The organism is Stenotrophomonas sp. OVS01A (assembly GCF_019969775.1).
In the GTDB taxonomy this organism is placed as follows: Bacteria; Pseudomonadota; Gammaproteobacteria; order Xanthomonadales; family Xanthomonadaceae; genus Stenotrophomonas; species Stenotrophomonas indicatrix.
Genome location: NZ_JAHXYV010000001.1, coordinates 463,660 through 490,016, shown reverse-complemented (window position 1 = coordinate 490,016; position 26,357 = coordinate 463,660). Strand labels below are relative to the sequence as shown.

Below are 26,357 nucleotides of genomic sequence, written 5' to 3'. Positions count from 1 at the left end.
CCCGGCTCAGCGTGCAGACACCGCGTAGGTGCGGACCAGCTGGCTGTCCATTTCTTCGTTGAACTTGAACGTCACGTAGCGCGCGTCATCAGCGGCGAACTCTTCCTCGGCGCTGGCGCGACCGATCTCGGTGCCCTCGGCATCCAGCGCACGCGCCACCAGCTTGCCCTTGAACGCCTTGTCGGCCACCACGTACACCGCCGCGTCCTTGGAGCCCATGCCACGGCTCTTGCCGAGGGTGACGGTGAGGCCCTGCGCGGCCAGGCCCGGATCGGCCTGCAGCGTCACGTTCATGCGCTTGTCCACGCCCTCGCCCAGCCCGGCGACGAAATCGGCAGCGGTACCACTGATGGCACTACCGGCCTTCTGCGACACGGAGGTGTCGTCCTTGCAGGCAACCAGGCCCAGGGCCAGCGCCATCACCACGATCGACTTGTTCATGCACATTCCTTTGATTGATTCCGCGGGTTGTTCAAGCGTTCGATACAGCGCGCGCTCAGCGGAACGGCATGCCACGGCCGCCCATGGCGCCCATCATGCCCTTCATGCTGCGCATCATGCCCTTCATGCCGCCACCGGCCATCTTGCTCATCATCTTTTCCATCTGCATGTACTGCTTCATGAGCTTATTGACGTCGGCCGGGGTCACGCCCGAGCCCTTGGCGATGCGGGCGCGACGCGAGCCATTGAGCAGGTTCGGGTTGCGCCGTTCCTTCTTGGTCATCGAGCCGATGATGGCGATCATGCGCGGCACTTCCTTGCCCTGGCTGACCTGCTGCTTGAGGTGCTCGGGAATCTGGCCCAGGCCCGGCAGCTTGTCCATCAGGCCGCCGATGCCGCCCATGTTCTGCATCTGCTCGAGCTGGTCGCGCATGTCGTTCAGATCGAACTTCTTGCCCTTGGCGACCTTCTCGGCCAGCTTCTGCGCCTTGTCCTTGTCGACCTGCTGCTCGACCTGCTCGACCAGCGACAGCACGTCGCCCATGTCGAGGATGCGGCTGGCGATACGGTCCGGGTGGAACACGTCCAGGCCTTCCGGCTTTTCGCTGACACCGACGAACTTGATCGGCTTGCCGGTGATGTAGCGCACGCTCAGCGCGGCGCCGCCACGGGCGTCACCGTCGGTCTTGGTCAGGACCACGCCGGTCAGCGGCAGCGCATCACCGAAGGCCTTGGCGGTATTGGCCGCGTCCTGGCCGGTCATGGCATCGACCACGAACAGCGTTTCAGCCGGGTTGACCGCAGCGTGCAGGGCCTTGATCTCGGCCATCATCGCTTCGTCGATGGCCAGGCGGCCGGCAGTATCGACCAGCAGCACGTCGACGAACGACTTGCGCGCGTCATCGATGGCGGCGCGGACGATGGCCTCCGGCTTCTGCTCGGCGCTGGACGGGAAGAACAGCACGCCCACCTGGTCGGCCAGCGTCTTCAGCTGCTCGATCGCCGCCGGACGGTAGACGTCGGCCGAGACCACCATCACCTTCTTCTTGCGCTTTTCCTTCAGGTGCTTGGCCAGCTTGCCGACCGTGGTGGTCTTGCCGGCGCCCTGCAGGCCCGCCATCAGGATGATGGCCGGCGCGGGAACGTTGAGGTTCAGGTCGCTGGCTTCGGCGCCCATCACCGCGGTCAGCTCGTCGCGCACGACCTTGATCAGGGCCTGGCCCGGGGTCAGCGACTTCAGCACTTCCTGGCCGACCGCACGCACCTTGATGCGTTCGATCAGGGCCTGCACCACCGGCAGCGCGACGTCGGCTTCAAGCAGGGCGATGCGGACCTCGCGGGTCGCCTCGCGGATGTTCTCTTCGGTCAGGCGGCCACGGCCGCGCAGGCGCTCGATGGTGCCGGAAAGGCGCTGGGTCAGGGACTCGAACATGCGGCGCAACCTGTCTGAAAGCGGGGGACAATAAGGCCCACAGTATAACGGGTCCATCGCGCTCCCCGGACTGCGACGCCACGCCCGTCGCCAGCACCGCGGGGGTATGCGAAACTTCAACGATGACAATCGTTCTCATCGCCGTCCTGCTCTACCTGGCCGCCAGCGCCCTGCTGGTGCGCGCCCTTGGTCGCAACGACGGGGTGACCTCGCCCGCCTGGCTGTGGCCTGCGCTGCCGGCGATGCTGCTGCATGGCGGTTACCACGTGCTGGTGGCGATGCGCACGACCGGCGGCCCGGACATGCACTTCTTCGCCGCGTTGTCGCTGGTCGGCCTGGGAATGGCCTGGCTGACCTCGCTGGTGGGCGCGCGCGGGCGCATGTCCACCCTGGGCGTAGTGGTGTTCCCGCTGGCCGCGCTGCTGCTGGTGGTCTACCACGGCTATGGCCATGAACCGAGCAAGGTGCTGGGCTGGCGCCTGGCCAGCCACGCCTGGCTGGCACTGCTGGCCTACGCCACGCTGAGCATCGCCGCGCTGCTGGCGATCATGCTGTGGCTGCAGGAGCGTGCGCTGCGGCGCCGTGAATTCCGTCCGTGGCTGCGTGCGCTGCCGCCGATGGCCGATCTGGAATCGCTGCTGTTCAGGGTGATCACCGTCGGCTTCGCCCTGCTGACCCTGACCCTGGTTACCGGCGTGCTGTTCGTCGACGACCTGCTGGCGCAGAAGCTGGTGCACAAGACGGTGCTGAGCGTGCTGTCGTGGATCGTGTTCGGCGTGCTGCTGATCGGCCGCCGCCGCTATGGCTGGCGCGGCACGAAGGCCGTGCATTGGACGCTGACGGCGATGCTGTTGCTGCTGCTGGCGTTCTTCGGCAGCCAATTCGTGATCGAGCTGGTGTTCGGGCATTCGCGCTAGAGGCGTGCCGACCAACGGTCGGCACCCACCCCAACATCACCTGGTCGTGCCGGCCGCCGGCCGACAATGGGAGCGCGGTAGATCCACGCCATGCGTGGATGCCCCGGATGCTCAGGGCAGCGGTTGGGCCAGGATCCTGCGCACCGAGCGACCGCTGTTGGTGAGGATGTCGTCGACCTGCCAGCAGCCCTCCCCTTTGCGCACCATCGGCACGCGGGTCACGTAGGCCTTGCCCCAGACCGGATAGCGCATTTCGACCTGGCCGGCCGTGGCCGAGGCCTGCTTCCAGCTGTAGCGCACCGGGCTGTCGATCTCCCCGTCCTGCGCGTCCAGCCACGGATCGGAATCGAGCGTGCAGATGCCCTCTTCGCGCACCTGGCAGGCACGCTCGCCGTGCAGCGCCTTGGCAAACGCCGCACTGGCCAGTGCCTGCGGCGGCTCCAGCAGGTCGCCCTTGCCGGTGGTCGCTTCGAAGAAGGCCCGCGCCACGTCAGCCGGTTGCTGGCAGGCCGGCGCGGCCTGCACGGTGGGGGCCAGCAGCAGGCCGATGATCACCCACATCCCTGTCTTTCGCATATCCAGTTCCTTGGTGGTGGAAGGACGCCGGGCATGGCCCGGCGCTACCCATGCGTGTTGCCCGGTAGCGCCGGGCCATGCCCGGCGAACGCGCAGCGCGGCAGGGATTACAACCCGTACCGTTCGATCGCGTCCAGATGCGGCTGGCGGTCCTGGTCGCAGGCCTCGGCCAGGCGCAGCCAGCAGTGTGGATGTGCCCAATCCGCCGTGGCCTGCTGCAGGAAGCGGTGCAGCGCCAGCGGCGCATGGTCCTGCGGCTGCGCGACGGTGAACAACAGGCCCGGCAACGTCCCGTCTTCCGCATCCGGATCGGTCACGGTGTAGTCCGCACGGCTGTGCGACCACACCTTCCAGCCCTGTCCCTCGGCTGCCTCCACGAAAGCGTTCCATGCCTCCTCGCCCGGGTGCGCGCCGTCGACCAGCCAGCTGCGCGCGAAACCACCCCGCTCCAGCACATGCACCTGCGCATAGGTCGGAATGAAGTGCTCTCGCTCCGCTTCGTCCTCTGGTGCGGGGTGTACCAGGCCGGCGTCGAACACCACCCAGTCCCCCACCTGCTGCGCGCGGTTGGCCGGTGCGTTCTCGACGATGCGCGCGGTCACCGGGCCGCTGCGGCGGGCGTAGTACTCCATCGGCTCGCCGCCTTCTTCGCTGCGGATGATCACCCAGCCCCAGGGCTCTTCGACCACACCCTGCTGGCTGGACAGTTCCATGCCGATCGCTGCCGCCGAGCGGCGCACCGCATCCCAGTCGCGCGCCGCACTGGCCGCACTCATATGGTCCCAATGCGCGGCACTGGGCTCTTCCAGCAGTTCCACCAGCTGCGCATAGCAGGCCTGTGCTTCGCTGAAGCGGCCGGTCTCCATGTACATGCGGGCAAGCGTCCCGCGTGCGCCGTTCGAACCTGGCGACAACGCCAGCAATGCCTGCGCGGCCTGTTCCAGTGCAGGCCAGTCGGACGCGCGCCGTGCACGCTGCACCTCGCACCAGTGCGCGAACACCGGCACGCTGTCGCGGTAGGTCGCGGCCAGCCTGCGCAGGCCATCATCATCGCCCTGCTCGGCCAGCCAACGCATCAGCGTGTAGGCCGCCGCGCCGTCTTCCTGCGCGTGGCCGCGCACGAAGTCCCACAGCAGCGCCTGCGCTTCGCTCTTCGCGCCACAGGCATGCAGCGCCGAGGCGGCGACCTCGGCCAGCGCGCCGTCGTCCGGCCGCTCGGCGTGCGCCTGCAGCAGCCACTGCGCTTCGCGCTCGGGATCGCGCGACTGGTTCTGTTCGCCCTGCGCTTCCAGCCACGCCAGCAGCTCATCGGCAGGCACCGGCAGCGGCGCCATCTGCGGCAGCGCTTCGATGCGTGCCGCCAGACCGGCCACCAGCGCGGCCGCGCCACGGTCCTGCCGCAGCTGCGCCAGATGGGTGCGGGCCAGACCCAGCTGGCGCTGCGCCACCCAGCGCGCACCGCGCTGCAGGGCAAGCTCCAGGCTCAACGCGGCGATCTCGATCACCAGGCGATGCGCGCCGACAGCGGCGAAGTGTTCGATGATCGTGTTGAAGCGCGTTCCCAGATCCCAGGTGTTGCGGGCGGCATCACGGCTGCACAGTGTCGAAGCGGTATTGGCCCACAACCGCCAGTGATTCGGCGTCAGCTCGCTCCATGGCACCAGCTGCTGCAGCGCCTCTTCATCGCGCCCCAGCTGGGCCAGTGCCCAGGCCTTGGACAGCCGGCGCGGCACCGTGCAGTTGGCTGGCTCGTATTCGCCCGCAGCGGCCACTTCGGCTTCGCGCTTCTCGATCAGCGCCAGCGCTTCCTGCGCACGGCCGCTGGCCAGCAGGATCTTGATCTGCATTTCAGGGAAGCTGTCGAACACTTCCTTGCCGCGCGCCTGGATCGCCGCCGCCTGCACCTGCAGGTAATCCAGCGCGTCCTGGCCGCGGCCGTCGTCCAGCAGCGCGTCGGCCTTCTCGCAGCTCAGGCACTGGAAGCAGGCCCAGCTCGGGTCGATGCGGCCCAGCGTCTCGTCGCAGACCTCGATGCGTTCGGGCACCCAGCCCGGACCATCGATGTTGCCGTAGCAGGCGGCAAGATCCTGGGTGACGCAGATCGACTGCGGGCAGTCCAGGGTATCGGCACGGTGTGCGCGCTCGAACAGCGCCACCGACTCGCCCAGCGCGCTTTCGCCTTCCACGCGGTTGCCGACGCGGTTGCGCAGCGCCCAATGGCCGACATAGACGTCGACCCAGGGGTTGTCCAGCGCCTTGCCCAGCGCGCGCGCTTCGGGCAGCAGTGCATCGACGCGGTCGACCTGCAGTTCACTGACTTCATCGGCAAGGCGGGTCAGCAGGTGGGCGTTCTGCGCCTGGCCTGCCTGGCGCAGGTCTTCCTGCAGTTTTTCGACCCAGTTCCAGATATCCATGGGGGTAATGCTCCTGTCTAGCGAAGGCTGGATGAGAGGGGGTAGCGGTGCTCAGCGCAGCATCTGCTGCAGGGCACCGGCAATGTCGGTAAATGCACCATTGAGATCGGGGCCCGGCGTCGCCGCGCTCTGCTGCAGCGGCCGGCCCTGTGCGGACACGATGATCTTCAGCGAGCGCAGCAGGCGCGCTGCCGCCCCTGCCTGCGGGTGGCCCTCGCGCTGGGCCTGCAGCAACGCCTGCACCGCTGGATTGTCCAGGTTGAGGTACAGCCGCGACGGCGCACGCGCCTCGATGCGCGCGGTGAACTGGCGCGCCAGCCGCAGTGCCGCCATCGATACGCGCTTGTCGTTCTCGTCGTCTTCCAGGCGCTGTTTCAGTTCGGCTTCGCGGTCGGGCACCACCACCACCGGCAGCGCCTCGGGGCTGAACCGCGCCGGCAGCAGCTGTTCGCCGTCGCCCAGGTGTTCGCGCAGCCAGGCCAACTGCGCATCGTCAAGGCTGTCGTCGGTGCGGAACAGTGCACGGTTGCCCTGCTCGGTACCCAGTTCGACCAGGCGCAGGCCCTTGGCCTGGGCCCAGCGCCGCAGGAACGGCACCACCGCGTAGCGATGACCATGCGCGACCGGCACGCCCATCGCGCGGAACAGCATTTCCTCGAAGCCACCACCGTTGTCGAGGATCACATGCACTGCGCCGCGCGCCGGCAACGCGCTGGCCGGCAGGTCACCCTGCGAAGTCGGCACCCGCACGTGTTCCAGCAGCAGGTCGAACAGGCGCTCATCGCACAGCGCCGCGCCCAGCAGGGCTTCATTGTGGCGGCTGAGCACGCGTCGCCAGGCTTCGGGCTGCTGCCGGGCGACGTCGGCCAGGCCATCGATCAGCGCTTCCAGCAGGGCGTGCTGCACGGCGCGATAGTGGTCATCGCGCTGCAGGTCCTCGCGGCTGGCGGTCGGGGTCAGCTTCGACGATTCGATCACCCCGCCGATGAAACCGGCCCACGGCGGCAGCAGGTCGCGTGCATCGTCGTCCAGCAGCATGCCGCGCACGAACACCGACAGGTTGCGGTTGTCGCTGGTGCCGTAGGTGGCACCATCCTGCACCCAGAGCATGCCGACGGCGTCGCTGCTGCCATCGGGCTGCAGCGGCATCGTCACGATGGGCTCGAAATCGTGTTCGAAACGGGCCGCGAACTGCTGCGCCTGGCGGCGTGCCTGCACCGGATGCAGGGCGACGTCACCCTGCCCGCGCCACGGCGGCGGTTCGGGATTGATCGCGGCGGCCGCCGCACCGATGAAGATCGGCTCGGACAGCAGCGCGCAGTAGCGGCCCAGCACCTCGTGCAGGCGCGCTTCGTTGGCCAGCGGCAGGAAGTCCGGATGCAGCTCCAGCTCGACCTCGGTGCCGATCGCGCGCGCCGGCACTTCGCTGACGGTGTACTGCTCGGCGTTGCTGGACACGTACAGGTGGCCCAGCTGCGGCGCCTGGTACGAGGTGGTGCGCACGCTGACACGACGCGCCAATACGAAGGCCGACAGGAAACCCAGGCCAAACATGCCGATCAGGCCTTCATCGTCCTCGCCGTCCTGGCGCAGGCCCCGGGTGTAACCGACACCGACCGTGGCCAGGTAATCGTGGATTTCCTGCCGGGTCAGGCCGGCACCGGTATCGGTGATGCGCAGCACGCCGGCGGCGACATCGACCTGCACGTCGATGCGCGACACACTCTGGATGCCGGGCTGCTCGATACGGCGACGGATGATCGAATCGTGCGCGTTCTGCACAAGCTCGCGCAGCGCCACCATCGGCGTGGAATACAGGTGCTTGCCCAGCACCGTCATCAGTCCATTGAGATCGACCCCGGCGCGGCGGATTTCGGCGGCGGGGGTGCTGAACATCGGGTCCTGCATGTAAACGATTACTCCTTGCCACGGAAAGGCGCCAGGGGGCGCCTTCGTCGAGCCGGGAAAACTAGCACAGGCTGGCTGACCGCTGCTGTGCCGTCGGCCGCATCTGCAGGTCCGAGCACGGACCTGCCCCGGTCACGCCGCGTCGATGGCCTCGGACAGGCGTTCGACCGCAATCACTTCCATGCCCTTCACCGAGCCGCCCTTGGGGGCATTGGCCTTGGGCACGATGGCGCGCTTGAAACCGTGGGTCGCCGCCTCGCGCAGGCGGTCCTCGCCGTTGGGCACCGGCCGGATCTCACCGGACAGGCCGACTTCGCCGAACGCGATGGTCTTCTCGGCCAAGGGACGGTCCTGCAGCGAGGACAGCACCGCCAGCAGCACCGGCAGGTCGGCGGCGGTCTCCTGCACGCGGATGCCGCCGACCACGTTGACGAACACGTCCTGGTCGCCAACCAGCACGCCGCCATGCCGATGCAGCACCGCCAGCAGCATGGCCAAGCGGTTCTGCTCCAGCCCCACCGCCACGCGGCGCGGATTGGACAGCGGCGAGGCGTCGACCAGCGCCTGCACTTCCACCAGCAGCGGCCGGGTGCCCTCGCGGGTAACCATCACGCAGCTGCCCGGCTGGTGCGTGCTGGCACCGGAAAGGAAGATCGCCGACGGATTGGAGACCTCCTTCAGGCCCTTGTCGCCCATCGCGAACACGCCCAGTTCGTTGACCGCACCAAAGCGGTTCTTGAACGCGCGCAGCAGGCGGAAGCGGCTGCCGCTCTCGCCTTCGAAATACAGCACGGCATCAACCATGTGCTCCAGCACGCGCGGGCCGGCGATGCCGCCTTCCTTGGTCACATGGCCGACCAGGAACACGGCGGTTCCGGTTTCCTTGGCGAAACGCACCAGCCGTGCGGCACTCTCGCGCACCTGGCTGACCGAACCGGGCGCGGCGGTCAGCGTCTCGGTCCAGAGCGTCTGTACCGAATCGGCCACGATCAGCCGCGGCCCACTCTTGGTGGCGTGCTGCAGGATGGATTCGACACCGGTCTCGGCCAGCGCGTTGACGCCCTCCAGCGGCAGCTCCAGCCGATGCGCGCGGCCGGCGACCTGGGCCAGTGATTCTTCACCGGTGACGTAGAGCACCGGCAGGACCGCAGCCATCTTCGCCACCGCCTGCAGCAGCAGGGTGGATTTGCCGATGCCCGGATCACCACCGACCAGCACCACCGCGCCCTCGACCAGGCCGCCGCCCAGCACGCGGTCGAATTCGCCGATGCCGGTGCTGACCCGGTTGTGTTCGGTCTGCGCCACGTCCTTCAGTGCGGTGATCTTCGGCGGGTCGATCTTGCCCGCCCAGCCGGCACGGCGCGACGCGGGCGCCTTGGCCGCCGCAGCGCTCTCAAGGACGATTTCCGACAGCGAGTTCCAGGCATTGCACTCGGTGCACTGGCCTTGCCACTTGCTGTATTCGGCGCCGCATTCATTGCAGACATACGCGGTGCGGGCTTTGGCCATCGGAGATTTCCTGCAGGGGCAACGAGCGTGGCAGGATAGCCGAGCCGGGTCGCAGCTGCTGCGACCACTCAAGTCCCACCCGTCGGTGCCGATAGCGGTGGCGGGCGTGCGCCTTGCGGGCGCCCCTCCCTCCTCCTCTGGATTCAACATGACTGGTAGTTACAGTCAGAGCCTGGTCGCCATCTCGTTGCTGGTGGCCATGCTGGCATCGTATACCGCGCTGGATATGGCCGGCCGCCTGGCCACGGCCCAGGGCCGGGTCGCCCGCTGGTGGCTGGCCGGCGGTGCCGCCGCGATGGGCCTGGGCATCTGGTCGATGCACTTCATCGCGATGCTGGCCTTCAAGCTGCCGGTTCCGGTCGGTTACGACCTGGCGATCACCCTGTATTCGCTGGCGGTGTCGATCGGCGCGTCGGCCTATGCGCTGTGGCTGGTGTCGCGCCCCAGCCTGCCGTTGCAGCGGCTGGCCGCGGGTGCGGTGCTGATGGGACTGGGTATCGCCGCCATGCACTACCTGGGCATGGCCGCCATGCGCATGCAGCCCGGTATCGATTACCACCCCGGCTGGTTTGCCGCGTCGATCGCAGTGGCCATCGCTGCCGCCGGTGCAGCGTTGTGGATTGCCTTCCGGCTGCGCGTGGAACAGCGCAACACGGTGCGCCTGCGGATGCTGGCGTCGCTGGTGATGGGCCTGGCCATCGTCGGCATGCACTACACCGGCATGGCCGCCGCGCGCTTCCCGCCAGGCAGCGTCTGCGGCGCCATCGGCAGCGGCGGCATCGATCCCCGCTGGCTGGCAGTGCTGGTGATCGTGACCACCCTGGCCACGCTCGGCATCGCCCTGGTGGCCTCGCTGTTCGACCGCCAGATGCGCGTGCGCACCGGCCTGCTGGCCGATTCCCTGGCGCACGCCAACGACAAGCTGATCCAGGCCGCACTGCACGATCCGCTGACCCAGCTGCCGAACCGCATGCTGCTGCAGGATCGCATCGAGCAGGCCATCGAGAAGGCGCAACGCCGCCAGCAGTCGGTGGCGGTGATGTTCTGCGACCTGGATGGCTTCAAGGCCGTCAACGATGCCTATGGCCACCAGCTGGGTGACCGCCTGCTGGTCGCGGTGGCCCAGCGCCTGGGCGCGCAGCTGCGCCCGCAGGACACCCTCGCCCGCCTCGGCGGCGACGAGTTCGTGATCGTGCTGGCCATCGATGCACCTGATGATGCGGCGGTGGTCGCCGAGCGGGTGATCGCCGCGGCCGGTGAACCGTTCGTGCTGGACGCTGCCGAACTGCAGGTTACCGCCAGCCTGGGCATTGCCCTGTATCCGGACGATGCCAGCGACGAACGCGAGTTGATGGCACATGCCGATGCGGCGATGTACCACACCAAGGAAACCGGCCGGAACGGCTACACCTTCTTCATTCCCTCGATGCAGCTCAGTGCCAACCGCCAGCTGCGGCTGCTGCAGGACCTGCGCAAGGCGATCGCGCGCAACGAGCTGCTGCTGCACTACCAGCCGAAATTCCCGGCGGCCGATGCACCTGCCACCGGCGCCGAGGCGCTGCTGCGCTGGCAGCACCCGGAACTGGGCCTGCTGGCGCCGGACGTGTTCATTCCCATCGCCGAGCGCAGCGGCCTGATCCTGCCGATCGGCGACTGGGTGCTGGACCAGGCGTGCGCGCAGCTGCGCGCCTGGCATGACGGCGGACACAGCCATTGGACGATGGCGGTGAACCTGTCTCCGCTGCAGTTCGCCTCGCCGGCCCTGCTGGAAAGCGTGCGTTCGGTCCTGCAGCGGCATCGCATCGACCCGGCGCGGCTGACCCTGGAGATCACCGAAACCACGGCGATGAAGGATGTCGAGGCCAGCCTGGCGATCCTCAACGACCTGACCGCGATGGGCGTGCACATCGCCATCGATGATTTCGGTACCGGCTATTCCAGCCTGCTGTACCTCAAGCGCATGCCGGCCACCGAGCTGAAGATCGACCGGGCGTTCGTGCATGACCTTGAACGCAATGACGAAGACTCCGCCATCGTGTCCTCGATCATCGCGCTGGGCCGTACCCTGCAGCTGCAGGTGGTGGCCGAGGGCGTGGAGACCCAGGCCCAGCGCGATTACCTGAGCGAGCTGGGCTGCGACCAGCTGCAGGGTTACCACCTGGGGCGGCCGATGGAGGCCGAGGAATTCCTGCGCAAGGTGGGTTGAGCGGCAACCGCATCCACGCATGGCGTGGATCTACTGCATCTTCCGGGTGCATTGAACGGCAACCGCATCCACGCATGGCGTGGATCTACTGCATACCCCGGATGCATTGAACGGCAACCGCATCCACGCATGGCGTGGATCTACTGTGCGGGGACTTCGCGGTGACTGGTAGATCCACGCCATGCGTGGATGCGTTCCCCGCGATCGCGCAACAAACAGAAAGGCCGCCCGGGGGCGGCCTTTCTGCGTGGCAACGTCGCGAAGACGTCAGTGCATCATGTGCACGTTCATGTTGTGCATGACCCACAGGGTACCGACCACGATGATGCCGATCACCACCACGGTGAAGGCCGCAGCGTTGACGTTCCAGCGGCTCTCCGACGAGCGGTCCAGGTGCAGGAAGAACACCAGGTGGACCAGCATCTGCAGCACCGCGGTGATGGCGATCACCACACCGTTGACGGTGCGCGAGAAATCACCCGACATCACCATGTAGAACGGGATGACGGTCAGCACCACCGCCAGCACGAAGCCGATCAGGTACGACTTCACGGTGCCGTGGCTTTCGCCGCCGGCGGCGTGGTCGTGTGCATGGTTGTCATGTGCCATTACAGCGCTCCATTGAGGTAGACGACGGAGAACACGCCGATCCAGATCAGGTCCAGGAAGTGCCAGAACAGGCTCAGGCACGCCATGCGGGTCTTGTTGGTCGGGGTCAGGCCGTACTTCTTCAGCTGCACGAACATCACCAGCAGCCACAGCAGGCCGGCGCTGACGTGCAGGCCGTGGGTACCGACCAGGGCGAAGAACGCCGACAGGAACGCACTGCGGTCCGGACCGTAGCCCTGATGAATCAGGTGCTGGAATTCATAGACTTCCATGCACATGAAGCCGAAGCCCAGCAGCCAGGTGATGCCCAGCCACAGGAACATCTGGCCGACCTGCTTGCGGTGCATGGAGATCATGCCCAGGCCGAAGGTCAGCGACGAGGTCAGCAGCAGCGCGGTTTCCCACGCCACGAACGGCAGCTCGAACAGGTCCTTCGCGCCGGGGCCGCCATCAGTGCCGCCGGCCAGCACCACGTAGGTGGCAAACAGCGAGGCGAAGATGAGGCAGTCGCTCATCAGGTACACCCAGAAACCGAAGACGGTGTTGCCGCCGGTGTCGTGGTGCTCGTGGTCGTCATGGCCATGGGCCGCCGCGTGTGCGGCGTGCCCGTGGCTCAGGGTCGAGGTATTGGTGCTCATGCCTTCAGCTCCGACTTCACCAGGCCCTGGGCTTCCAGGTGCTTGCGGTGTTCGTTCTCGATGCGTTCCACCTCGGCAGCCGGGACCCAGTAGTCCACGTCCTGGTCGAAGGTGCGGTAGATGAACGTGGCGATCATGCCGACGAAGCCGATGATGGCCAGCCACCAGATGTGCCAGATCATCGCAAAGCCGAACACCAGGCTGAAGGCGCCGATGACAACGCCGGTGCCGGTGTTGCGCGGCATGTGGATGTCGGTGTACTTGGCCGGCTTCGGCCAGGCTTCACCACGCTGCTTGCGCTCCCAGAAATCGTCCAGCTCGGTGACTTCCGGCAGGGTGCCGAAGTTGTAGAAGGCCGGCGGCGAAGAGGTTTCCCACTCCAACGTACGGGCATCCCACGGGTCGCCGGTCAGGTCGGCGGTCTTCTTGCGGTCGCGGATCGACACGGCCACCTGGATGATCTGGCACAGGATGCCGGCACCCACGATGAAGGCGCCCACAGCGGCCACCAGCAGGAACGGCTCGTAGGCCGGGTTGACGGTGCTCTGCAGACGACGGGTCATGCCCATGAAGCCCAGCACGTACATCGGCATGAAGGTCACATAGAAGCCGATGAACCAGCACCAGAACGCGCACTTGCCCCAGAACTCGTTGAGGCGGAAGCCGAACATCTTCGGCCACCAGTAGGTGATGCCGGCGAACATGCCGAACACCACGCCGCCGATGATGACGTTGTGGAAGTGGGCGATCAGGAACAGGCTGTTGTGCAGCACGAAGTCGATGGCCGGGATCGCCAGCATCACGCCGGTCATGCCGCCGATGGTGAAGGTGACCATGAAGCCGATGGTCCACAGCACGGGCGTGGTGAACTGCACGCGACCGCGGAACATGGTGAACAACCAGTTGAAGATCTTCACGCCGGTGGGGATGGAGATGATCATCGTCGTGATGCCGAAGAAGGCATTGACGTTGGCACCCGAGCCCATGGTGAAGAAGTGGTGCAGCCACACGATGAACGACAGCACGCCGATGCAGGCGGTGGCGTAGACCATGCCCTTGTAGCCGAACAGGGCCTTGCGCGAGAAGGTCGCGATGACCTCGGAGAACACGCCGAAGGCCGGCAGCACCAGGATATAGACTTCCGGGTGGCCCCAGATCCAGATCAGGTTGATGTACAGCATGGCGTTGCCGCCACCGTCATTGGTGAAGAAGTGCGTGCCCAGGTAACGGTCCAGGGTCAGCAGCACCAGGGTGATGGTCAGCACCGGGAAGGCGGCCACGATCAGCACGTTGGTCACCAGAGCGGTCCAGGTGAAGACCGGCATCTGCATGAGCTTCATGCTCGGGGTGCGCATCTTGAGGATGGTGATGAAGAAGTTGATACCACTCAACGTGGTACCCAGACCCGCCACCTGTAGTCCCCATATGTAGTAGTCCATACCTACATTGTTGCTGTACTCGATGCCCGACAGTGGCGGGAACGCAAGCCAGCCGGTGGCGGCGAATTCACCGATCCACAGCGACAGCATGATCAGCACCGCACCGGACACGAACAGCCAGAAGCTGAGCGAGTTCACGAACGGGAACGCGACGTCGCGCGCACCGATCTGCAGCGGCACGGCCAGGTTCATCAGGCCGGTGATCAGCGGCATCGCCACGAAGAAGATCATGATCACGCCATGGGCGGTGAAGATCTGGTCGTAGTGGTGCGGCGGCAGGTAACCCTCGGACCCGCCGACGGCGATGGCCTGCTGGGTACGCATCATGATCGCGTCGGAGAAACCGCGCAGCAGCATGACGAAGGCGACGATGATGTACATCACGCCGATCTTCTTGTGATCCACCGAGGTGAACCACTCCTTCCACAGATAGCCCCACAGCTTGAACTTGGTGATCAGGGCCATCACGCCCAGGCCACCCAGCACCGCACCGACCAGAGTGGTCAGCACGATTGGATCGTGGGGGATCGACTCAAGAGAGAGTTTTCCCAACATGTTCATTCTCCCGAACCCATGTGGCCTTCATGGCCAGCGTGTTCGTGTTCTTCGGTGGCATCCAGGTTCTTCCCGGATTCCTTGGCATCATGCGCGTCGCTCGGGGCGTGCCCCTCGTGCGCTTCATGGCTGGACGCATCGGCAGCAGCCGCACCCGCATGGGAATGCTTCATGCCGTAGTGCTTGTTGTCGCCCATGTGCTTGGCGATGACCCAGTCGAACAGGTTGTCTTCAACCTTGCCGAAGTAGGTGACCGGATACCACTCGGAATTCTTCGCTTCACCCAGCGCCTTGAACGAGGCCTTGTCCAGGCTCTGCTGGCCGGCACGGACCTGGTCCAGCCACTGGCGGTACTGCGCATCGGTGACCGAGTAGGCAGTGAAATGCATCTTGGCGAAGCCTGCACCGCTGTAGTGCGAGGACATGCCCGGGAATTCACCGGTCTCGTTGGCGATCAGGTGGAGCTTGGTCTCCATCGCCGCCATCGAATAGATCATGCTGCCCAGGTGCGGGATGAAGAACGCATTCATCACCGTATCGGAGGTGATCTCGAAGTTCAGCGGGGTGTTGACCGGGAACTTGATCTCGTTGACGACCGCGACCTTCTCTTCCGGATAGATGAACAGCCACTTCCAGTCCAGCGAGATCGCCTGGATGGTGACCGGCTTGACGTCCGATTCCAGGGGCTTGTACGGATCCAGCGCGTGCGAGGACCGCCAGGTCAGCACCGCCAGGACCAGCACGATCATGCAGGGGATCGACCACACCACCACCTCGATCGCCGTCGAGTGGGACCACTTCGGCTCGTAGCGGGCCTTGGTGTTGGAGGCGCGATACTTCCACGCGAAGGTCAGGGTCATGATGATGACCGGGATGACGACCAGCAGCATGAGCACGGTGGCCGTGATCAGCAGTGTCTTTTCATCCTGGCCGATCTGGCCCTTCGGACTGAGGATGGCCACGGCATCGCAGCCGGTGAGCATCACCAGCAATGCGAGCAGCAGGCCCGGGCGCAACCAGCGCCCAAGGGTTTTCAACGGAATCATCGGTCGATCCAATTGCGAGGGAATGCCGTTCCCCGTCCTGCCCGCACCGGCCAAAGCCGGGCCCACCCGTCCAGAAGACAGGCAGGTGAGGTGGGGTCGAGTCAGCCTTTCAATTTTAGGCCGTCACCCACCATTTAAGAAAGGCATTGACAATGATCAGGCGCAGGAAAGGCCCGGATCTGGATGCGACACGTTGTCGCACCGCGCCATTGCGGCAGGCAGAACGCGCGGGGACGGCAGCGTAGCATCGGCCGCGAGGACGACGAGGCCCCTCGTTCGGCACAGTCGACTGAACAGGTTCAGCAAATTGTGACTCCCCTTTCTTCGAGGAACCCGGCATGGACAGACCCTTCAGCGTTGAACGCATCGACCACCTGGTGCTGAGGGTGCGCGATCTGGCCCGCAGCGAAGCCTTCTATGGCCAGGTGCTGGGCTGCGCGGTGGTGCGGCGGCGCGAGCACCTGGGCCTGGTGCACCTGCGCGCGGGCGCATCGATGATCGACCTGATCAGCCTGGACGGCACGCTCGGTCGCCACGGCGGCAGCGGACCGGGCAGCGAAGGGCGCAATGTCGACCACCTGTGCCTGCGCGTGCATCCCTTCGACGAAGCGGCGCTGGTCGCCCACCTGGCCGCCCACGGCGTACCGGTGCCGGCGCCGGCCGAAGTCAACTTCGGTGCCGAGGGCGACGGATTGTCGTTGTACTTCAAGGATCCGGACGGCAACACGGTGGAGCTGAAGGGGCCTGCCAACGGAGCCGCGCAATGACCCGGTCCGCCACCACGCCGGCGAAGATCGACTTCAAGACGCAGGACAAGGCGCTGTACCGGCCACCGGTCGGCTCGTTCGTGCGGATCGAGGTGCCGCCGATGTCCTTCGTGATGGTCGATGGACAGGGTGATCCGAACCAGGCGCCGGCCTATCGCGATGCGGTGGAGTGGCTGTACTCGGTCAGCTACGCACTGAAGTTCGCGATGAAGGCCGAAGGACGGGACTACGTGGTGCCGCCGCTGGAGGGACTGTGGTGGGCCGACGACCCGTCCAGCTTCGTGGCACGGCGCAAGCACGCGTGGCGCTGGACGATGATGATCCGCACACCGCTGGACGTCGACGTTCTGCGTTTCAGCGAAGCGGTTGCCAAGGCATCGAACAAGCGTGGTACCGCGCCGCAGAGCCTGCGCCTGGCGCTTTACGAGGAAGGCCTGTGCCTGCAGACGCTGCATGTAGGCGCCTACGATGACGAGGGCCCGACACTGGCCGAACTGCATGAACGGATCATGCCGGCACAGGGGCTGACCTTCGCCGGGCCGCATCATGAGATCTACCTGGGCGACCCACGCAAGGTAGAGCCTGCTCGCCTGAAAACGGTGCTGCGGCAACCGGTACGGGCGCGGTGACGGCCGCGTCTAGGGCTGATCCGTCAGCCGCCCTGGAACTGCACCGGGAGACGCAGGGTTATCTGCTTGACCGTGGTCACCGGCCGCCGGGGGGTGACGTGCCATTGCAGTGCAGCCTCACGGGCGGCGCGATCCAGCGCAGGATGTCCGCTGCTGCGGTCCACGGTCACATCGAGCACGCGCCCCTCGGCTGACATGGTGATCAGCAGCTCGACGCTGCCTTCCAGCACCGTCTCCCCGTCACCACGCGGATAACGCGGGGGATGCCGGCGCGTCATCGCCGCCAACTGCGCGCCCAGCGCCTGCTCGGGATCCAGCTGCGGCGGCGGCGGGTCCATGGCCGTCGGCGCTGGTGCGTCCACGGTCACCGCCGGCGGTGTGGCGGCGACAGGCGCTTTGAACACGACCGTCACCTGCCTGCGCTCGCCGCCTGTGGGCACCTTCGACGCGCTGAGCCAGGTGCGTGCGCCCCGGCGCGCGGCCTCATCCAGCTGGGCGCTGCCACTGCTGCCTTCCACCAGCACTGCCGTAACCACGCCGGTCTGCCAGACATCCACCTGCAGGGTCACCATGGTGTCGGCCTCCACAGGTGCGCGCAGCGGGATGCCATGGCGCAGGTCCTTGAAGCCGGCGGCGGGCAGGTCGACCAGCACCTGCCCATACTCTGCTGGTGGCGACGACGGCGGCAGAGAGGGTGACGTACGCAACGCCAGGCCCTTGCGATCGACCAGCATCCCCGCTGGCGGCATCGCGCGTTGCGCCTGCCTGGCGGTGTCCGCTTTCGGGACCGCCGGCGGCGAAGGCTCCGAGACCGCCGGGCCAGCGGGGTCTGCGGCGGTGTCGGCGGCGTCCGGCGCATTGCCTTTGCCTGCCTTCGCCTGCCGATCGTCATCGCCCAGCAGCAGTGTCGCGCGCGCCGTCAGGATCTCCATGCGGTCTTCGGACGCACTGGCCAGCAGCGTCGAGAGCATGAACACGTCGCTGCCAAGCAGCAGCGTGTTCACGTCGAACCGGGCGGGATCGGACGAAGCGTTCTTGTCACTGCGGTCGATCAGTCCGGCAATCACCAGCGCGCCCAGCGCCAGCTCTTCGTCCGTGTCGACCATCGTCGAAGCGTAGGCATTCCACAGACGCTCCTCCAGCGGTGCATAGGCAAACAACACCTCCTGCGTGCCGTGGATGCGCCACAGGCGCTCTTCCAGTGCCGCGTCGCCCTCACGGTCGAACGGCTTGCGCGGCGACCACCGTGAGCGGATCGCCAGCTCCTGCAGATCCGTCGCCAGCAGGCGCATCGCAACCGAGGTGCTCGATGGCGAGAGCTTCCACATCTGCTGCAGCAGCTCGACCTGCTTCAGCTCCAGCTCGCGCGCTTCCTCCGCCGTCAGCCGGTCCACCATCGCGCCCGCATCGCTGGCCAGACCCGCCGTCCTTTGCGTGCGGCGGCCGGACCGGGCGGCAAGGGTCTCGATGGTCTCGTTGTACGCCGCGCGCAGGCGCTCGTACTCGGTGCGGTCTTCGCGCAGCACGGGGCCATTGCGCGCCCACAGATCCAGCTCCTGCATCAGCGCCTGCGTACGCGGCAGATCGCCACGGGCAGCAGTGCGCGCGGTTTCGTGCACCTTGTTGAGCATTTCCCGCTCGAAATGACCGCGCGAGTACCAGCGCGGAACCGTAGTGCGATCCTCGCCGACCAGTACCGAGCTCGGCCCCTGTTGACCGCTTCCTGCGCCCGTAGCGCCATCCCCGGAAATGCCGGTGACGATGAAGACGACGAAAGAGAGGAAGCCGAACATCACCGACGCGATCAGATAGTCCACGGCCCGGTCCTGCACCGCTACGCGCAGGAATGACAGCACCGACACCGCTCCGCCGATCAGCAGCGCAGCACGCAACGCCGCCCTGCCATCACTCAACACGCCGCTCGACAGCACTCGTCCGAGCCAGCCGATCGAGCTGTAGACCAGCACGCCGAGGTCGCCCCAGAACGGCGCCATCCCGATCAGCGCCAGCAACAGCACGGCCAGTACACCCAGCAGCTTCATGGGCGCTTGCTCATGATCAGCATCGGCACGAACAGGATGAACAGCAGGATCGCGATCGCCAGCATGGCCATCTGCACGGCCAGCCCCACGCCATCCCAGATGCCCGGGTCCACCAGCGCGCTGTAGCGGCGGTAAACCGGCATGCCCCAGCCCATCACCCAGCCCAGCAGCAGCGTGCCGATCACCGCCATCGTCACCCGCGACATCACCCCGGGAACGCCGCTGGCCGCCGACGCCTGCGCGGCGACCGGCTGCGCCTGGGCGACGCGCGCGGCGGTGCGTGCACGCTGCTTGCGGGCCTTGTTCGGTTTCTGCCGCGTGCGGGTCTGCGCCGCGCGTGCGCTGCCGGCCAGCAGTTCCGCGCGGGCGCAGGCGGCACAGGGCATGCCGACAAAATGCTGGTGGGCCGCATCCTTGCCGCACGCCACCAGCTGACCGGCGTTGCGCCGTGCGTAGTCCAGCAGCAGCGTGGCCCATTCCTGCGCCGAAGGCCTCCGCCGCGCCTGCACCGAGAACGCACGATCAAACATGTCGCGCAGCGCCGGCGGAAACATCTCATGGCCGCTGACCGGCGAGGGCAGCATCCGCGGATGCGGCTTGCCACGCGCGTAGGGGTACAGGTTGGCGGCGATGCGTGCCGGCAGGTCACTGGGCACCGTCGCCCCCTGCGGCCGGCCCGCATACGGATGCAGGCCGGAATTGAGCAGCTGGAACACCATCACCGCCAGCGCGAAGCGATCCTGCGCCTCCTCCTGCCCCGGCTTCACCCCCGGCTGCTGGAACTCGGACGCCAGATAGTCGGTGGTGACCTGGCCGGCCGGAAAGCGCTCGCCCTTGCCCTGGATGCTGAAACCATCGCAATCGAGCATCGCGATGAACAAGGTGCTGCGATAGAACCGCACGTTCAGCGGCTTGAGGTCGACCACATAGTGCTGCCGCCGGTGCAGCGCGGCCAGCATCACCGCCAGGTTGGCGGCCAGGGTCATCTTCGCGCCCAATCCGGTGGGCAGGCCCTCGGCGCGTGCCTGCCGCTCCTGCAGTACATGTTCCAGATCGCTGGTAGCCGACAGATCCAGGATCGGCATGGTGAAGCCGATGAAACGCCCACTGCGATCCCGCAGCAGGGTCATCGGCCAGGCAATCTGTACCTGGTCGGCCCCCTGCCCTTCCATCGGCGGCAGGTCCGGCTGCAGCTCCAGCATCGCCTGCAGCTTGCGCTCGTAGACGCGCGCATCCTTGTCCGAATGGTAGAGCTTGGCCACTTCGCGCGGCCGCTCCTTGAGGGTGAACACGCTGCCCGCACCGCCACTCTTGAGCAGCCGCTCCAGGGTGAGCGGCCTGCGCTGCGCGTCGTAGACCTTTTCGCCGCTGCGCCCGGGCATGTGCTCAGGCCGGCAGCGCGACCAGCAACGTCTTGTCGTCGCCGGTGATCTGATCGGTGCGCGGGTCGGCCAGCGTCGCATGCAACGCCTGGCTGCCGTGGGTCTCGTCCACGCCGGCCAGATAACGGATCACCGGTGCGATGAACGGTTGGAACAGGCTGTCGCCCGCACGCGACATCGCAAACGGCTGCACGCCGTCGGACATCAGCACCAGCGCATCGATGGCCCCTTCGAAGCGGGTCAACCGCAGCTGCTCGCGCCAGTTGCCACCGGTCACGAACCAGGTTTCGTTGGCGTACTCACCATTGGCAGGCAGCGATACCGCATCGGGCGATTCATTGCTGAACGCACAGGCGGCCACGCCATCGCCCACATGGAAGAACCACCCTCCATCGCGTGTAGCGACCGCCCCTACCAGCGTGCAGGCATGGTCGGATAGCTTCAGGCCCTGGCTCAGCGCAAGCATCGCCAGCTGCCCGCGCGCATCGTCGACAGCGGTTTCGATGATGCTGCGCAGCGCGTCCACCGGCAGTGCCAGTGGATCGGCGCCGAGCTGCGCGGACCCGGTAACCGACGCCGCCACGCTGCTGGATACATGCCGGGCGCCCACATCGCTGTGCGATGCGGAGCCTGCGCCATCGCAGACCACCGCGACCAATGTCTGCCCCACCTGCACCGACGCATAGGCGTCCTGGCAGGGCTGCCCGCGGTCCAGATGGGACCGTCCCGTGGCCGATGCGGCCATCACGCGCCAGGCCATGGTCAGACCGGCACTTGCGACCAGCTGTCGGTGGCCGGCAATTGCACCTGGCCACCGGGCGTCGAGTTGGAGACCACCCGCATGCTCGCGCTCAGCCACAGGAACAGTTCCTTGAACTGCAGGCCCTGCAGGCGCTTCACGCCGCGCTCGCCATTGCGGCTGAACTGACCCAGCACGCTCATGTCTGCATTACCGACAGCGATCGGGAAAACCGCCACCTTGTTCTGCTGCTCGGCCTCGCGGCACTGCTCGGCCACCGCTTCCCAGGCGTCCGTGGGCTGGCCATCGGACATCAGGAACAGCCACGGCCGGGTGTAGGCGACGCCGGCCTGGCGGAAGCGCGCCTTCTCGTCTTCAATCTCCTGCAGCGCCACTTCCACGGCCGCACCGGTCGGCGTGGTGCCATTGGCCGACAACGTGGGCGCGGTGAAATCCATCGCATCGCACCAGTCACCGCTGATGGCCGCGTTGTCCATGCCGCCGTACTCGACCAGCAGCACGCGCACACGCTTGGCCGCGATCACATCGGCTTTCAGCTCCTGCTCCAGCAGCTTCAGGCCCGCGTTCAACTGCTCGATGGGGCCACCACTCATGCTGCCGGAACAGTCCAGCACCAGGATCAGCGGCGTGCGCTGCTCACTGTTGTCGACCAGCGAAACATCGGGGATTGCAGCAATGGACATGATGGGAAGCCTCCGTGCGGGTGAACCAGTGCAGGTGATCTGCGCGGCCGATTATAGGCAGAGCTGAAGGCCCCAGGGGCGAGGGCCGACGGAGAACCGTGCCGCCCAAACAAAAAGCCCCGACCAAGGCCGGGGCTTTTTGCTGAAACTGGTGCCGGAAATAGGAATCGAACCTACGACCTACGCATTACGAATGCGCCGCTCTACCAACTGAGCTATTCCGGCGAAGCAGGCAATTTTACGGTCGCCCTGCCCCTGCGGTCAATCCGGTCGTGACGATTGCCGTCAAACGCCCACCCGCCCGGCCCCTCAACCCGCCGCCACCCGGTTGCCGCACTCCCGCCCCGCCGCAAAATCGGCCAGGTTGCCCAGCGTGATCGCCGAGATCTCCTGCAGCGCCTCCACGGTGAAGAAGCCCTGGTGGCCGGTCACCAGCACGTTGGGGAAGGTCATCAGGCGCTGGAAGGCCTCATCGTCGATGATCTCGCCGGACAGGTCCTGGAAGAACAGCGCGCTTTCCTGCTCGTAGACGTCGATGGCCAGGTGGCCGAGCCGGCGCGACTTCAGCGCGCGGATCACCGCATGGGTATCGACCAGGCCGCCACGCGAGGTGTTGACCAGCATCGCGCCGGGCTTCATCCGCGCCAACGAGCCGTCGTCGATCAGGTGTTGGGTATCCGGGGTCAACGGGCAATGCAGCGAGACGATGTGCGAGCGCGAGAGCAGCTCGTCCAGTTCAACCATCGCGCCGATCCCGGTGAACGCCGGCGAGGGATATGGATCATGTCCCAGCACAGTGCAGCCCATGCCGCGGAAGATGCGCGCGGTGGCCAGCCCGATCTTGCCGGTACCGACGATGCCCACGGTCTTGCCATGCAGGGTGCGGCCGAGCAGGCCATCGAGCATGAAGTTGCCCTCGCGCACCCGGTTGTAGGCGCGATGGGTGTGCCGGTTGAGGGTCATCACCAGCGCCAGAGCGTGCTCGGCCACGGCTTCCGGCGAGTAGGCCGGCACGCGGGCGACGAACAGGCCGAGCGCATTTGCGCTGGCCAGGTCCACATTGTTGAAGCCGGCACAGCGCAGCAGCACCGCGCGTACGCCCAGTGCATGCAGGGCCTGCAGCACCGGTGCATCGAGCCTGTCGTTGACGAACACGCAGACGGCGGCGCAGTCCTGTGCCAGCGCGGCGGTGTGCACGTCCAGCGCCGCGTCGAAATACACGAACTGGAAATCCTGCCCTGCCCCCTCGTGCTGGTTGGCTTCCTCCAGAAAGCGGCGGTCGTAGGGACGGGCACTGAAAACGGCGATCTGCATGGCAAGGCCTGCGCGGAAATCCGCCACGACCATAGCGCACCCGCACACCGATGGGGATGGCACCGGCGGCGCGACGGCCGCCGGTGCCGGTACTGCCTTAGAACGTATAGCCCAGGCCCAGCATCACGCCGTTCTGAAGCTGGCCGTCGCGGCGCTCGCCCACGTAGTCGACCATCACCGACAGGCGATCGGTGGCGCGGCTGGTCACGCCCAGGTTCCAGGCCAGCACCTGCTCGCCCACGGTCTGGCTGCTGGCACCGAACACCAGGTCCGGCGCCGCGGCGAAGCCGGTGCTGTAACGGGCCTGGGTGTCGCCCAGTTCCTTCTGCCAGACAACGCGCGCGCGCGGGGTGATGCGCTCGCCGTTGTTGCCTTCGAAGGTCTTGAACACCTGCAGGCCCGCACCGACGCGGATGCTTTCCAGGCTGTCACCACGCCCCACCAGTGCGCCGGCACCCTGCCCTTCATTGAAACGGGTGGCCGAGGTGCGCGCGTAATCGACCACCGGCAGCAGCGGCTGGATCACCACGCCCTTGGCGGTGGTGAACGAGAAGCCGTGCTCCAGCCGGGCCGAGATCGCATCGTTGTTGTACTTGGCACGCAGCGGGCCCTGCAGGCCGTCGATGCCGTCGATGCTGCGGCGGGTGTCGTGGCGCAGGTCGGTATAGCGCACCGAGGCCGAGAGGTAGCCACGCGAGTAGGTGGCATCCAGGTAGCCGCCCACATCCAGCGCGCGCACATCACCGGTGAACCCGGAACCATCGCGGCCCTTGGTCGACATGTCCGCCGCGGCAACGCTGACGCCCAGCGTCACCCGGTCATCGGCCAGCTGCGTATCGGCACCGAGCACGATCCCGCCGACGGTATGGCTCAGGCCGGCCACGCCGCCCTCGCCATCGATGCGGCCATGGCTGCCGAAACCGCGTCCCCAGAGGCCATGGCTGCGCGGCGCTTCGTCGCCGAAGTTGGTGCTGCCACCGCCCGCCCCCGCCGGCTCCACCAGATGCATCGCCAACTGGTTGAACAGACTGCCATTGGCCATGCCCGGCTGAGCTGACGCCGCCTGCGCGGCCTGTGCCGCCAAGCCACCGGCATCACCGCTGCCGCTGCGCCGTGCGGCCTGGTGCTGCTGCACCACGCTGCCGATGCTGCCAACCAGCGCGTTGTCGGCCAGGCGCAGGCTGGCATGGCCATCACCGCGCAGCGCACCGGCCTGCTGGGCAATCACATCGCGGTCAGCGAACTGCAGCGCCCCCAGCAGCGGCTTCAGCCCGGCATCCTGGCGCTGGCCGGCAGTGGCCAGCGCGCGACCGAGTCCATCGTTGCCATTGTTGCCGGTAAGCTGCGCGAGCTGGTCGAAGCCGGGGTTGGCGGTCAGCGACAGGCCCTCGGCGGTCTGGTTGATGTTGAAGCTCAGCAGCGAATTGTGGCGCGGCCGGAACACCTCGCCGTCGGTGATGCTGGCCGTATAGCCGGTGTCACCCAGGCGCACCGCATCGGTGAAACCGCCCTGGTAGATCGGGCCGCTCACCAGCTCACGCTGGTAGTTGCCGGCGTAGAAGCCCTGCGCCACGTTCAGTTCAAGGTGGGCGCCCGGCGAGATGACCAGCGCCCCCTCGTTGGCGCCGCTGTCGTAGAAGTCGCCCACACGCAGGCGCCCGGCCTGGGAGCCGCCGGCTTCAGTCACGTCGAACAGCACCTTGCCGCCCGGCATGATGTTGACGTAGCCGTGGGTGACCAGATCACCACCACGCGGCATCAGGGTGCCGTACACGCGTAGGCGGTTGAAGCCATCCTCGCGGTACGAAGGACCAGTGCCATTGAGCAGTGCGCTCGAGTCGGTGGCAACCGAGGCGATGTCGCCGTGGCCAACCACCATGCCGGCCGCCAGCACGCGCAGCTCCGGCGTGCGCAACGCGCCGCCTTCCAGGGCGATGGTGCCGTTCTCCACCAGCATGAAATCGGCGCCGGTGGTTTCGGCGGTGCGCCAGGTGCCGCCCTTGGCGACGCGTATCACGCCAGCCGAATTGCCCAGCGTGGAGGCGTCCAGTTCATCCAGGCGCAGCTGGCCCAGAAGGAGCTGCTGTGTACCCGGATCGTTGAGGTAATCCTGCACCGAAGCCGGGCCGATGCCGTTCGGGCCGGCGCTGGAGCGGTTGTAGATGTTCACCGCATAGTTGATGTACGTGGTGGCGAAGTCGGTATCGTTCCAGCGCGCGAAGTCGTCATCGACGAACGCCTGCAGCTGGCGCGCAGTGCGCAGGTAGCCTGGATTGATGTCGCCGCTGACATTGCCGGTGACCGTCAGGGTATCGCCCGGATCGCGGTAACCGGCGGCGGTGATGATGTTGTTGCTGTAGATGTCCTGGCCGGGGAAGGTCTCCAGCCTGCGGCCGCTGCCATCGGGATCGAAGCTGACCGAAGCGCCGGTGGTCCGGGCCGGGTCGCGGAACACCAGCAGGCCGTTGGGCTGCACCACCTCGTACATGGCCTTGTGCAGCAGGCCGGCGTCCATGCCGCCGCCGTAGTTGCCGGTGTAGATCTCGGTCATCCGCGGCGACGGCGTGTAGATCACCTTGCCACTGTTGCTGGCAGCGTGGATCTGCACCGAGTCGACCAGCGGCAGGTCGCCGGCCAGGTAACGTTCGACGCCACCGGACTGCATGATCGAGCAGGACGAGATGCAGTGGCCGGACACGATGGTGTTCAGGCCGTTGGTGCGGATCACGCCCTGCAGCCACTCACCCGCGATCAGCGCGCCACCATTGGAGGTGCGCAGCACGACTTCGCGGATCGGGCGGCCTTCGGCCTGCGCTTTGGCCAGCAGCGCCGGCAGCGCGACGACGTCGGCGACGGTGACACCGCCACTCAGCACGACGCGATCGCCCTGCACGTGATAATTCATTGCCATGACGTCATCCATCTGGCCCAGGGTCGCGATACCCACCAGGCCTGCCAGGGCGATGCTCAACTTCGAATGCTTCATTGCGTTCTCTCTCTCCGCCCGCACCACGCGGGTCGAAAGCAGAACGCAGCAGCGGGCTCGACGCCCCCAGTCGACGGCGAGAAAAAACATGAATGCATTCACAA

The 26,357-nt window shown here is 66.7% G+C and carries 20 protein-coding genes and 1 tRNA gene; 4 read left to right on the top strand and 17 right to left on the bottom strand.

From position 1 onward, the window contains the following. Positions 1-6 precede the first annotated feature (6 nt). The gene (locus LC407_RS02350) at positions 7-441 is read right to left on the bottom strand and encodes a hypothetical protein (RefSeq protein WP_025873823.1); all 435 of its coding nucleotides are present in this window, start codon (positions 439-441) and stop codon (positions 7-9) included. Between the two features lie 55 nt (positions 442-496). After that, on the bottom strand, positions 497-1,873 hold the full coding sequence (ffh, locus tag LC407_RS02345; RefSeq protein WP_025873824.1) for a signal recognition particle protein: 1,377 nt from the start codon (positions 1,871-1,873) through the stop codon (positions 497-499). A gap of 122 nt (positions 1,874-1,995) precedes the next feature. On the opposite strand from ffh, the gene ccsA reads away from it, so the two are divergent. After that, the gene (gene ccsA, locus LC407_RS02340; RefSeq protein ID WP_025873825.1) at positions 1,996-2,790 is read left to right on the top strand and encodes a cytochrome c biogenesis protein CcsA; all 795 of its coding nucleotides are present in this window, start codon (positions 1,996-1,998) and stop codon (positions 2,788-2,790) included. Positions 2,791-2,901: 111 nt separating this feature from the next. Here the strand turns inward: ccsA and LC407_RS02335 are convergent, their stop codons facing one another. From LC407_RS02335 to radA, 4 genes are all read right to left on the bottom strand, one after another. Beyond that, on the bottom strand, positions 2,902-3,366 hold the full coding sequence (locus tag LC407_RS02335) for a hypothetical protein (RefSeq protein ID WP_105163668.1): 465 nt from the start codon (positions 3,364-3,366) through the stop codon (positions 2,902-2,904). A gap of 107 nt (positions 3,367-3,473) precedes the next feature. After that, positions 3,474-5,780, bottom strand: coding sequence for a tetratricopeptide repeat protein (locus LC407_RS02330; protein WP_223482133.1), 2,307 nt, complete (start codon positions 5,778-5,780; stop codon positions 3,474-3,476). Between the two features lie 51 nt (positions 5,781-5,831). After that, positions 5,832-7,688, bottom strand: a complete 1,857-nt coding sequence (locus LC407_RS02325) for an ATP-binding protein (protein ID WP_223482132.1) — start codon at positions 7,686-7,688, stop codon at positions 5,832-5,834. A 132-nt stretch (positions 7,689-7,820) separates the two neighbouring features. Continuing rightward, positions 7,821-9,197 (bottom strand): DNA repair protein RadA, encoded by a 1,377-nt coding sequence (gene radA / locus LC407_RS02320; RefSeq protein WP_025873829.1) that lies wholly within the window; start codon positions 9,195-9,197, stop codon positions 7,821-7,823. Positions 9,198-9,345: 148 nt separating this feature from the next. Between radA and LC407_RS02315 the strand changes: the two genes are divergently transcribed. Next, positions 9,346-11,403 (top strand): bifunctional diguanylate cyclase/phosphodiesterase, encoded by a 2,058-nt coding sequence (locus LC407_RS02315; RefSeq protein ID WP_025873830.1) that lies wholly within the window; start codon positions 9,346-9,348, stop codon positions 11,401-11,403. 267 nt (positions 11,404-11,670) lie between these two features. Here LC407_RS02315 and cyoD read toward each other — a convergent pair whose 3' ends face one another. From cyoD to cyoA, 4 genes are read right to left on the bottom strand one after another with little or no spacing between them, the layout of a single operon-like run. After that, a complete protein-coding gene (gene cyoD, locus LC407_RS02310; protein ID WP_025873831.1) occupies positions 11,671-12,012 on the bottom strand; it encodes a cytochrome o ubiquinol oxidase subunit IV in 342 nt (113 codons plus the stop codon). After that, positions 12,012-12,650 (bottom strand): cytochrome o ubiquinol oxidase subunit III, encoded by a 639-nt coding sequence (gene cyoC / locus LC407_RS02305; RefSeq protein ID WP_025873832.1) that lies wholly within the window; start codon positions 12,648-12,650, stop codon positions 12,012-12,014. The genes cyoD and cyoC overlap by 1 nt, the downstream gene beginning before the upstream one ends. Beyond that, positions 12,647-14,644, bottom strand: a complete 1,998-nt coding sequence (gene cyoB / locus LC407_RS02300; RefSeq protein WP_025873833.1) for a cytochrome o ubiquinol oxidase subunit I — start codon at positions 14,642-14,644, stop codon at positions 12,647-12,649. Before cyoB ends, cyoC begins: the two co-directional genes overlap by 4 nt. Before the next feature lie 2 nt (positions 14,645-14,646). Further along, a complete protein-coding gene (cyoA, locus tag LC407_RS02295) occupies positions 14,647-15,690 on the bottom strand; it encodes a ubiquinol oxidase subunit II (RefSeq protein WP_223482131.1) in 1,044 nt (347 codons plus the stop codon). A gap of 338 nt (positions 15,691-16,028) precedes the next feature. Between cyoA and LC407_RS02290 the strand changes: the two genes are divergently transcribed. Next, on the top strand, positions 16,029-16,457 hold the full coding sequence (locus LC407_RS02290; protein WP_080149401.1) for a VOC family protein: 429 nt from the start codon (positions 16,029-16,031) through the stop codon (positions 16,455-16,457). Then, complete coding sequence (locus tag LC407_RS02285) at positions 16,454-17,086, top strand: GyrI-like domain-containing protein (protein WP_223482130.1); 633 nt, start codon at positions 16,454-16,456, stop codon at positions 17,084-17,086. Before LC407_RS02290 ends, LC407_RS02285 begins: the two co-directional genes overlap by 4 nt. A 23-nt stretch (positions 17,087-17,109) precedes the next feature. Here LC407_RS02285 and LC407_RS02280 read toward each other — a convergent pair whose 3' ends face one another. The 7 genes from LC407_RS02280 to LC407_RS02250 all read right to left on the bottom strand — a co-directional run bounded on the left by LC407_RS02280 (position 17,110) and on the right by LC407_RS02250 (position 26,253). Continuing rightward, positions 17,110-19,128, bottom strand: a complete 2,019-nt coding sequence (locus tag LC407_RS02280; protein ID WP_223482129.1) for an energy transducer TonB — start codon at positions 19,126-19,128, stop codon at positions 17,110-17,112. Next, entirely contained in the window at positions 19,125-20,510 is a 1,386-nt protein-coding gene (locus tag LC407_RS02275) for a hypothetical protein (RefSeq protein ID WP_223482128.1), read from the bottom strand. The genes LC407_RS02280 and LC407_RS02275 overlap by 4 nt, the downstream gene beginning before the upstream one ends. 4 nt (positions 20,511-20,514) lie before the next feature. Beyond that, on the bottom strand, positions 20,515-21,270 hold the full coding sequence (locus tag LC407_RS02270; RefSeq protein WP_033830639.1) for a PP2C family serine/threonine-protein phosphatase: 756 nt from the start codon (positions 21,268-21,270) through the stop codon (positions 20,515-20,517). A gap of 2 nt (positions 21,271-21,272) precedes the next feature. Continuing rightward, positions 21,273-21,953 (bottom strand): VWA domain-containing protein, encoded by a 681-nt coding sequence (locus LC407_RS02265; protein WP_051584968.1) that lies wholly within the window; start codon positions 21,951-21,953, stop codon positions 21,273-21,275. Between the two features lie 149 nt (positions 21,954-22,102). Next, positions 22,103-22,178, bottom strand: a tRNA-Thr gene (locus LC407_RS02260). A gap of 84 nt (positions 22,179-22,262) precedes the next feature. Then, positions 22,263-23,267, bottom strand: a complete 1,005-nt coding sequence (locus LC407_RS02255; protein WP_223482127.1) for a 2-hydroxyacid dehydrogenase — start codon at positions 23,265-23,267, stop codon at positions 22,263-22,265. 97 nt (positions 23,268-23,364) lie between these two features. Further along, entirely contained in the window at positions 23,365-26,253 is a 2,889-nt protein-coding gene (locus LC407_RS02250) for an autotransporter outer membrane beta-barrel domain-containing protein (RefSeq protein ID WP_223482126.1), read from the bottom strand. Between the last annotated feature and the right edge of the window lie 104 nt (positions 26,254-26,357).

What these genes read in the sequence shown, in the direction of transcription:
- LC407_RS02350 (WP_025873823.1), bottom strand. Translation starts at nt 441, where the DNA reads ATGAACAAGTCGATCGTGGTGATGGCGCTGGCCCTGGGCCTGGTTGCC.
- ffh (WP_025873824.1), bottom strand. Translation starts at nt 1,873, where the DNA reads ATGTTCGAGTCCCTGACCCAGCGCCTTTCCGGCACCATCGAGCGCCTG.
- ccsA (WP_025873825.1), top strand. Translation starts at nt 1,996, where the DNA reads ATGACAATCGTTCTCATCGCCGTCCTGCTCTACCTGGCCGCCAGCGCC.
- LC407_RS02335 (WP_105163668.1), bottom strand. Translation starts at nt 3,366, where the DNA reads ATGCGAAAGACAGGGATGTGGGTGATCATCGGCCTGCTGCTGGCCCCC.
- LC407_RS02330 (WP_223482133.1), bottom strand. Translation starts at nt 5,780, where the DNA reads ATGGATATCTGGAACTGGGTCGAAAAACTGCAGGAAGACCTGCGCCAG.
- LC407_RS02325 (WP_223482132.1), bottom strand. Translation starts at nt 7,688, where the DNA reads ATGCAGGACCCGATGTTCAGCACCCCCGCCGCCGAAATCCGCCGCGCC.
- radA (WP_025873829.1), bottom strand. Translation starts at nt 9,197, where the DNA reads ATGGCCAAAGCCCGCACCGCGTATGTCTGCAATGAATGCGGCGCCGAA.
- LC407_RS02315 (WP_025873830.1), top strand. Translation starts at nt 9,346, where the DNA reads ATGACTGGTAGTTACAGTCAGAGCCTGGTCGCCATCTCGTTGCTGGTG.
- cyoD (WP_025873831.1), bottom strand. Translation starts at nt 12,012, where the DNA reads ATGGCACATGACAACCATGCACACGACCACGCCGCCGGCGGCGAAAGC.
- cyoC (WP_025873832.1), bottom strand. Translation starts at nt 12,650, where the DNA reads ATGAGCACCAATACCTCGACCCTGAGCCACGGGCACGCCGCACACGCG.
- cyoB (WP_025873833.1), bottom strand. Translation starts at nt 14,644, where the DNA reads ATGTTGGGAAAACTCTCTCTTGAGTCGATCCCCCACGATCCAATCGTG.
- cyoA (WP_223482131.1), bottom strand. Translation starts at nt 15,690, where the DNA reads ATGATTCCGTTGAAAACCCTTGGGCGCTGGTTGCGCCCGGGCCTGCTG.
- LC407_RS02290 (WP_080149401.1), top strand. Translation starts at nt 16,029, where the DNA reads ATGGACAGACCCTTCAGCGTTGAACGCATCGACCACCTGGTGCTGAGG.
- LC407_RS02285 (WP_223482130.1), top strand. Translation starts at nt 16,454, where the DNA reads ATGACCCGGTCCGCCACCACGCCGGCGAAGATCGACTTCAAGACGCAG.
- LC407_RS02280 (WP_223482129.1), bottom strand. Translation starts at nt 19,128, where the DNA reads ATGAAGCTGCTGGGTGTACTGGCCGTGCTGTTGCTGGCGCTGATCGGG.
- LC407_RS02275 (WP_223482128.1), bottom strand. Translation starts at nt 20,510, where the DNA reads ATGCCCGGGCGCAGCGGCGAAAAGGTCTACGACGCGCAGCGCAGGCCG.
- LC407_RS02270 (WP_033830639.1), bottom strand. Translation starts at nt 21,270, where the DNA reads ATGGCCTGGCGCGTGATGGCCGCATCGGCCACGGGACGGTCCCATCTG.
- LC407_RS02265 (WP_051584968.1), bottom strand. Translation starts at nt 21,953, where the DNA reads ATGTCCATTGCTGCAATCCCCGATGTTTCGCTGGTCGACAACAGTGAG.
- LC407_RS02255 (WP_223482127.1), bottom strand. Translation starts at nt 23,267, where the DNA reads ATGCAGATCGCCGTTTTCAGTGCCCGTCCCTACGACCGCCGCTTTCTG.
- LC407_RS02250 (WP_223482126.1), bottom strand. Translation starts at nt 26,253, where the DNA reads ATGAAGCATTCGAAGTTGAGCATCGCCCTGGCAGGCCTGGTGGGTATC.